This is a genomic window from Natribacillus halophilus (genome assembly GCF_900100185.1).
GTDB classification, from domain to species: Bacteria; Bacillota; Bacilli; order Bacillales; family Marinococcaceae; genus Natribacillus; species Natribacillus halophilus.
This window is the reverse complement of record NZ_FNEN01000015.1, coordinates 54,717-61,956: the sequence shown is the minus strand read 5'-3', so window position 1 is coordinate 61,956 and position 7,240 is coordinate 54,717. Positions and strand designations below refer to the sequence as shown.

Below are 7,240 nucleotides of genomic sequence, written 5' to 3'. Positions count from 1 at the left end.
ATTTCCGCCCGAAGGGGTTCTTCCCTCACAACAGAGCTTTACGATCCGAAAACCTTCCTCACTCACGCGGCGTTGCACCGTCAGACTTTCGTCCATTGCGGATGATTCCCTACTGCTGCCTCCCGTAGGAGTCTGGGCCGTGTCTCAGTCCCAGTGTGGCCGATCACCCTCTCAGGTCGGCGACGCATCGTCGCCTTGGTAGGCTTTTACCCCACCAACCAGCTAATGCGCCGCGGGCCCCTCGCGGAGTGGCGGTCAAAAGACCGCCTTTCTCCCCGCCTGCAGGCGCAGGCAGGGACATATCCGGTATTAGCACCGGTTTCCCGGTGTTATTCCAGTCTCCGCGGCAGGTTGCCCACGTGTTACTCACCCGGCCGCCACTGTCTAGAAGTGAGAGGTGGGAAATGGGAAGTGGGATTTAGGTGACATCGGCTCTGCCGATGTCTACGACAGCTCACTTCTCACCTCTCAACTCTCACCTCTAGACCGTTCGACTTGCATGTATTAGGCACGCCGCCAGCGTTCGTCCTGAGCCAGGATCAAACTCTCCATAAAAAGTTCCGCTTCGCACACGGGGGTGTGCGTTGCGCTGGCTTGATTCATTCTTCTTACGCTTGGCTTTCATTCAGTTTTCAAAGGGCAAATGATTGTCGCTGCTGTTTAAAGCGACCTTTTTATAATAGCAAATGATTCAGCTTACGTCAACACCCAAAATTTACGTTTATGACGCGAAATGATTGATCTGTGTTAACGCGAATACAAAGATATCATGCCAATTTTACGTCGTCAACTGTTTATTTGATTTTCTTTCATTCGTCATTTAGCATACATAACAGCTACCGCGGTCATAAAGACGTGATTCGCCCCCAAAAGCGGATTCGCCGATAAATTTATGAGATCGCTCAGCAATTATGATACAATAGGAGACAAGAAATTCAGGGAGGTAAAATTGTGGCGAAGATCAACCGAATTCGTACATTCGCGATGGCTTTAATATTCATCGGGATATTCATTATGTATATTGCCATTTTCGTGTTTAGCGGCAGCCCCATCCTCATGTCGATAGCCATGATCATTGGTTTTTTATCCGTTATGTCAAGCACGCTCGTCTATTTGTGGATCGGGATGAAGTCGACGAAGACCGTTCGAGTGCAATGTCCCAACTGTGAAAAACACACGAAAATACTCGGACGGGTAGACGCCTGCATGCATTGTAATGAACCGTTGACCCTCGATAAGGAGCTGGAAGGCAAAGAGCTGGACGCCCGGTATAATCGCAAAAATTTCCAATCATAATCAACAATAATCAACATAAAAAAATCCCCGGCTCTTTGCGGGGATTTTTTACGTGCCAACCGGCTCTTTACTTACGCAAGCTGGGCACTTTCCATATATCTCCATGCGATGGGAGTCAACTTGAAAATTCGTCACGTGCTCGGCCAACGTTTCCACTTCATCCAAAACAGGGTAATGAAAATCGACGATCGTGCCGCATTCCTTGCAAATAATATGGTAATGATTGTCCGTAACCGCATCAAAACGGCTGGAGGAATCTCCATAAGGTAACTCGTTAACAATGCCGACTTCCTTGAAAACCCGCAGATTATTATATACCGTAGCCACGCTCATGTTTGGAAATTTTTCTTCGAGCGCCTTGTAAATATCATCGGCGGTAGGATGGGTCATCGTTTCAAATAAAAATTCCAAAATCGCATGACGTTGCGGTGTCATTCGAACTTTTGCAGTTTTCAACGATTCAACCGCTTTTTGAAGGTCTTCATTCCCCATCGTCATGCCCCCTCTCTTTCATACAACAATAATTACAATATAATATCTATACTTATCTGCAACTTTAACTGATTATGGGGTTAGTGTCAACGAAAGAAACTTGCCGTTGGTGTGGATTAACGCTGATTGAATCGGGAGATCCATTCTCCTTCCTGAGCCGTACTAAGCATAAATGATGTATAACGGTATTGATAACGACCTTCGATCTTCTTTTTCTGCTCTAACTGGACACAGGCATTCTGCATCGACTGCTTTAATTGCTCAACGTCCCGGTCATTGCAACCGATTAAAAATGTCGTATTTCCCCTACGCAGAAAACCTCCACTACTTGCCAATTCCGTAATGCGAAAGCCTTCATTTTCCAATTGTTTTTCCATTTGATCACGATAGACATCATTGACAATGCATACGAAAAGTTTCATCGTTCCCACACCCCCCGCGTTCCCTAAATCGCTTCGTTATTATTACTATTAGTATAGCAAATTCTGTGCGATTAATGACTTATAAAGAAAACTTGGCTTATCGCCAAGCCTGGCGAAAGCCTTGGTTGCACTTATGCATGATAAGAAAGTCTATCTGCCAAAAAACAGACAAATCACGCCTCGCTTTTTTCTTCCACAAATGCCTGGACTTCCTCAACGTGCCCTTTCACACGGACTTTCCGCCATTCCTTCCTGATTGTCCCCTCGGGATCGATGACAAACGTCGAGCGGACGATACCCATATACTCTTTTCCGAAGTTCTTTTTTAACTGCCATACGCCGTATTTCTCGGCAACTTCCTGGTCAGGGTCGGACAACAACAAAAACGGAAGGTCATGTTTGCCCGCGAATGTTTCATGTTTCTCTATAGAGTCAGGGCTTATTCCGAGGACCGTTACGCCCTCTGCCTGTAAAGCCGGCAGTGCGTCCCGAAAGTCACAAGCCTGGGTCGTGCACCCCGGGGTCATATCTTTCGGATAAAAATACAACACAACCGTCTGGCCCCGGTAATCACTTAACGTTACGTGCGTACCGTCATTCGCCTGCAAGGTAAAATCCGGCGCTTGCTCGTCAGTTAAATTCATTGTACATCCTCCTTGTGGTCATGTTACATCCATTATGCCTCTCTCCGCAATGTCTTGTCTAATCATCATCTGGTAAAATAAAGAAAACTTGGCTTATCGCCAAGCCTTTAAGGCGATAAGCCTTAGTTGCACTTATGCAGGATAAGAAAGTGGTTTATACTTCTTACCTGCTAAAAAGAAATGGACATTCGGAGGTCATAAAATGGATATTCAACGCTCACAAGAACTATTTGCAGAAGCTGAGTCCCACATCGTCGGCGGGGTGAACAGCCCTTCCCGTGCCTTTAAAGGCGTCTCAGGCGGGACACCCGTTTTTATGGAAAAAGGGGAAGGCGCTTATTTATATGATGTTGACGGCAATGCCTATATCGATTACATCGGCGGCTACGGCCCGATCATCACGGGCCACGCCCACCCGCATATTACCCGGGCCATTACAGACGCTGCCGAAGCCGGCGTTCTGTACGGCACACCGACGTCCCTGGAAAACCGGTTTGCGGAAAAATTAAAAGAAGCTATTCCTTCGCTTGAAAAAGTACGTTTCGTCAATTCCGGCACCGAAGCGGTCATGACGACGATCCGTGTCGCCCGCGCCTATACGGGACGGAATAAAATTATTAAATTCGCCGGATGCTACCATGGACACGCCGATCCGGTGCTCGTTGCCGCCGGTTCCGGCCCGGCAACGCTAGGGTCCCCCGATTCCGCAGGCGTAACGAAAAATACCGCTGCCGAAATCATCACCGTGCCTTTCAATGATATTGAAAGCTTTGAGCAAGCCATGGGCACTTTTGGTGACGAGATTGCCGCTGTCCTCGTCGAGCCGATCGTCGGCAATTTCGGCATCGTCGAACCCAAACCCGGCTTTCTTGAAAAGATCAATGAAATCACCCATGACGCCGGAGCACTCGTCATTTATGACGAAGTCATTTCGGCCTTCCGTTTCCATTACGGCGCGGCCCAGGATCTTATCGGCGTCTATCCCGATTTGACAGCGATGGGCAAAATTATCGGTGGCGGCTTACCCATAGGCGCTTACGGCGGGAAAGTGAGCATCATGGAAGAAGTCGCACCGTTGGGTCCGGCTTACCAGGCGGGCACGATGGCCGGCAACCCCGTTTCGATGAAAGCGGGCATCGCGTGTCTGGAAGTCTTAGAAGATGCCCGCGTCTATGATAAACTGGAAACATTGGGAGAAAAACTTGAAGAAGGATTAAACACACTCGCAAAAAAAGCGCAAGTGCCCATACAAATTAACCGTAAGACAGGCGCTCTTACCGTGTATTTCAGCTCGCAACCCGTCGAGAACTACGACGATGCAGACGCCACGAACGGCGACCAATTTGCCACGTTTTTCCATTCGCTGTTGAACGAAGGCATCCATCTCGCCCCTTCGAAATTCGAAGCCTGGTTCTTGACGAGCGCCCATTCGGAAAAAGATATAGACACGACACTCACGGCTGCCGAGAAAGCCTTTCATGCCGTTAAAAGTTCCTAAACGGAAGGGAATGACGATAATGCGTGAGGATGAAAATCATAAAGAATATCTGGAAGAACCGCTGCATTTGCTGCGTAAAAAAGTGATTCCAAAGTTACCCGCGAACATGCAAAACAATGTCGTAGGGGAAGTGGAACGCCTGGAAGAATTATTCGTCGATGCCCGCCCCCCGCGCTTTGCCATCGTCGGCCGGCGCGGCGCGGGTAAATCAACGCTTGTAAACGCCATTTTCCAGGCTCCCGTGGCTGCGATTGGCACCGTTACCGCTGAAACCGAACACGGCAGTTGGCATACGTACACAAGCTCATCCGAAAAAGCGGTCATGGAAGTATTGGACACGCGCGGTTTCGGAGAAGGGGACGATACGCGTTTTCAACAAACACAGGAAGATGCGTGGGCGTCCGCCCTCTCCACCCGTTATCCCGACGCGATCCTGTTCCTCGTCAAAGCGAAGGAAGTCGATGCCCGCGTCACAGAGGATATCACTCAGTTAAAAGAGCTTCGGGAAGCTGTCAAGGAAAAGCATGATTATCTGCCGCCGGTGATTGGAATAGTCACGCAAGTCGATGAGCTCGACCCCGCTTATGACACCGACCCTCCCTTCGAGGAGGAGAAAGGTGCCAATATCGAAGAAGCGAGTGCTCATCTGGGGCGCATGTTAAAGGAACATCTTCCGGACATCGCCCGTATTTTTCCGGTATGTGCGTATACCGTGTTCAAAAACGGCGAAATGGTCTATGATAGACGTTGGCAAATTGAGGAGCTGATCGATTTTTTGCTCGAACAGCTGCCGGAAAGCACGTGGATGCAATGGGCACGCATTACCCAGGCGAAGGCGATCCAAACCCGGATCGCCAAAACGATCGGTAAACGTGCCTCCGCGATTACCGGCGGCGTGGGTGCCCAACCGATCCCGCTGGCCGACTTGCCTTTTATTACCGGCATTCAAATGTCCATGATCGCCGGAATTGCTTACGTATCGGGGCGTAAACTGGACCGAAAGACGCTCACCGAGTTTTTGGGCGCCCTGGGTGCAAATATCGGAACGGCTTTTGCCTTTCGACAGTTGGCCCGCTCATTAAGCAAAGTGGCTTTTCCGGTCGCAGGTCATGCCATTTCCGGAACCTTGGCAGCTACGGCCACGTGGGGATTATGTAAAGCGGCCATCCTGTATTTTATCGAGAGACGACCGGCTCATGAAGCCAAACAAGCCTATTCGTCGGAAATCGAATAAGAGGTGGCCACCTATCCCACCTCCCACATCTCACCTCTCACATCCAGAACGAAAGGAACGACACCCTTTATGAGATTTGGCGCCCGCATTTTCAAGACGGGGCTGGCCATTGTGCTCGCTCTCTATGCAGCCACCTGGCTCGGGCTGGAACCTGCTTTTTTCGCAGGCTTAACTGCCGGTTTAACTATCCAGCCATCCATATATCGAACCTATCAAAGGATTCTCCATCAAATCCAGGCGAACGTGATCGGTGCCGTGTTGGCGGTGATTTTCGGACTGGCTTTCGGTAATGAACCGTTCGTGATCGGCGTCGTTGTCGTCATCGCCATCGCGATTATTTTAAGGCTTGGCCTTGATTCGTCAACGATTCCGGTGACACTCGTCACGATTATTATCATTATGAGCGGCAGTCCTGATGACGGCTATCTCCTTTTTGCCGCCTCTCGCTTCAGTCTGATCATGCTCGGTGTTTTTTCGGCATTTCTCGTCAATTTGTTCTTCTTGCCGCCAAAGTACGAAAACAAACTTTACGATGAACTTGTTACAACGACGGAAAACACCGCCCGTTGGATTCGGTTGACGACGCGACACGATACGAATATTCAAGCGAGAAGAGAAGATCTGGATGAATCGCGGGAGAAACTTACTGAATTGGACCAGCTCTATTTATTTTATAAAGAAGAACGGAATTACTTTAAGAAAACGAAATTCGCCAAGGCCAGGAAAATCGTGCTGTTTCGGGAAATGCTGGCAGCGACGAGAAAACTGATCCATGTCCTTGAAAGCCTTGATGAACGGGAAAACGATTATTATCATATGCCCGAAAATATGCAAAGGCTTATCCTACAACAATTGGATCATCTCACCAACTATCATGGCCGTATTCTGGCCCGCTACTCCGGGAAGGTCACGACGCAAATGACCGACTGGATGACCGACGAAATCGACGAAGGCAACGAATCCTTAACGGAATTGTTTATGGATTCGTACGATTATAAGGAACTTGAACGGGAAGAGTGGCTGAATCTGCTCCCATTAATCGCCTATATTATTGAGTATAATTCCCAACTGGAACATATCGACCGCTTGATGGAAAGTTACTTTACTTACCATCAAGACGAATAAACTGCTCATACCAATACGCAACGAATTGTGGATCAAAAGGCCCTTCCCCTTGATCGATCCAGCTTTTAAGTTCATTAACCCCCTCGGCGATTTTTTCCTCTATCGCTCGGGGGTATTGCATTTCCTCGCGGTTTTGTTCGTATTCGTCCTCATCGAGCATCTGTATACGGCGCTCGGGCGTAACCTTGATATCGAGATCGTAATCAATATATTTCAGTACTTCAGAGTCAATGACGCATGGAGAGCTGATGTTGCAATAAAAATAAATGCCGTCCTCGCGGAGCAAAGCAATCGTGTTAAACCACTTGTGCCGATGGAAATAAAAGATGGCCGGTTCTCTCGTCCGCCAACGTTCGCCACTCGCTTCCTGCACAAGCACACGGTCGTTGCCGCCAATAATTTCCGTTGACGTTTTTTGTAAAATTGTTGACGTTTCCCAAAGACGATGAAGCTTGCCATTGTGTTTATAACTTCGTATTTCCAAGCGATAAACGCCCCCTTACAATGACATTATATCATGCATAAAAAA

At 48.6% G+C, this 7,240-nt stretch carries 8 protein-coding genes and 1 rRNA gene; 4 read left to right on the top strand and 5 right to left on the bottom strand.

Annotated features, from left to right (window positions below):
• Positions 1 to 555: ribosomal RNA gene (locus BLS58_RS13935) — 16S ribosomal RNA — on the bottom strand; the annotation flags it as partial.
• 396 nt (positions 556 to 951) lie between these two features.
• Between BLS58_RS13935 and BLS58_RS13930 the strand changes: the two genes are divergently transcribed.
• Positions 952 to 1,296 (top strand): DUF2614 family zinc ribbon-containing protein, encoded by a 345-nt coding sequence (locus BLS58_RS13930; protein WP_281241016.1) that lies wholly within the window; start codon positions 952 to 954, stop codon positions 1,294 to 1,296.
• Positions 1,297 to 1,344: 48 nt separating this feature from the next.
• Here BLS58_RS13930 and perR read toward each other — a convergent pair whose 3' ends face one another.
• The 3 genes from perR to bcp all read right to left on the bottom strand — a co-directional run bounded on the left by perR (position 1,345) and on the right by bcp (position 2,854).
• Positions 1,345 to 1,788 carry a peroxide-responsive transcriptional repressor PerR gene (gene perR, locus BLS58_RS13925; RefSeq protein ID WP_090399405.1) on the bottom strand — a complete coding sequence of 148 codons (444 nt, stop codon included), beginning with the start codon at positions 1,786 to 1,788 and terminating at the stop codon, positions 1,345 to 1,347.
• A 116-nt stretch (positions 1,789 to 1,904) separates the two neighbouring features.
• On the bottom strand, positions 1,905 to 2,210 hold the full coding sequence (locus BLS58_RS13920) for a cyclic-di-AMP receptor (RefSeq protein ID WP_090399404.1): 306 nt from the start codon (positions 2,208 to 2,210) through the stop codon (positions 1,905 to 1,907).
• Between the two features lie 173 nt (positions 2,211 to 2,383).
• The gene (gene bcp / locus BLS58_RS13915) at positions 2,384 to 2,854 is read right to left on the bottom strand and encodes a thioredoxin-dependent thiol peroxidase (RefSeq protein WP_090399403.1); all 471 of its coding nucleotides are present in this window, start codon (positions 2,852 to 2,854) and stop codon (positions 2,384 to 2,386) included.
• A 202-nt stretch (positions 2,855 to 3,056) separates the two neighbouring features.
• On the opposite strand from bcp, the gene BLS58_RS13910 reads away from it, so the two are divergent.
• From BLS58_RS13910 to BLS58_RS13900, 3 genes are all read left to right on the top strand, one after another.
• A complete protein-coding gene (locus tag BLS58_RS13910; RefSeq protein ID WP_090399402.1) occupies positions 3,057 to 4,352 on the top strand; it encodes a glutamate-1-semialdehyde 2,1-aminomutase in 1,296 nt (431 codons plus the stop codon).
• Between the two features lie 19 nt (positions 4,353 to 4,371).
• A complete protein-coding gene (locus BLS58_RS13905; protein WP_176764759.1) occupies positions 4,372 to 5,586 on the top strand; it encodes a GTPase family protein in 1,215 nt (404 codons plus the stop codon).
• A gap of 69 nt (positions 5,587 to 5,655) precedes the next feature.
• A complete protein-coding gene (locus tag BLS58_RS13900; RefSeq protein ID WP_090399400.1) occupies positions 5,656 to 6,711 on the top strand; it encodes an FUSC family protein in 1,056 nt (351 codons plus the stop codon).
• Here the strand turns inward: BLS58_RS13900 and BLS58_RS13895 are convergent.
• Positions 6,689 to 7,195 carry a DUF402 domain-containing protein gene (locus BLS58_RS13895; RefSeq protein ID WP_090399399.1) on the bottom strand — a complete coding sequence of 169 codons (507 nt, stop codon included), beginning with the start codon at positions 7,193 to 7,195 and terminating at the stop codon, positions 6,689 to 6,691. The two genes, BLS58_RS13900 and BLS58_RS13895, sit on opposite strands and share 23 nt — an antisense overlap.
• Positions 7,196 to 7,240: the final 45 nt, after the last annotated feature.

Coding starts and splice junctions, on each gene's coding strand:
- perR (WP_090399405.1), bottom strand. CDS start 1,788: ATGGGGAATGAAGACCTTCAAAAAGCGGTTGAATCGTTGAAAACTGCA.
- BLS58_RS13920 (WP_090399404.1), bottom strand. CDS start 2,210: ATGAAACTTTTCGTATGCATTGTCAATGATGTCTATCGTGATCAAATG.
- bcp (WP_090399403.1), bottom strand. CDS start 2,854: ATGAATTTAACTGACGAGCAAGCGCCGGATTTTACCTTGCAGGCGAAT.
- BLS58_RS13910 (WP_090399402.1), top strand. CDS start 3,057: ATGGATATTCAACGCTCACAAGAACTATTTGCAGAAGCTGAGTCCCAC.
- BLS58_RS13905 (WP_176764759.1), top strand. CDS start 4,372: ATGCGTGAGGATGAAAATCATAAAGAATATCTGGAAGAACCGCTGCAT.
- BLS58_RS13900 (WP_090399400.1), top strand. CDS start 5,656: ATGAGATTTGGCGCCCGCATTTTCAAGACGGGGCTGGCCATTGTGCTC.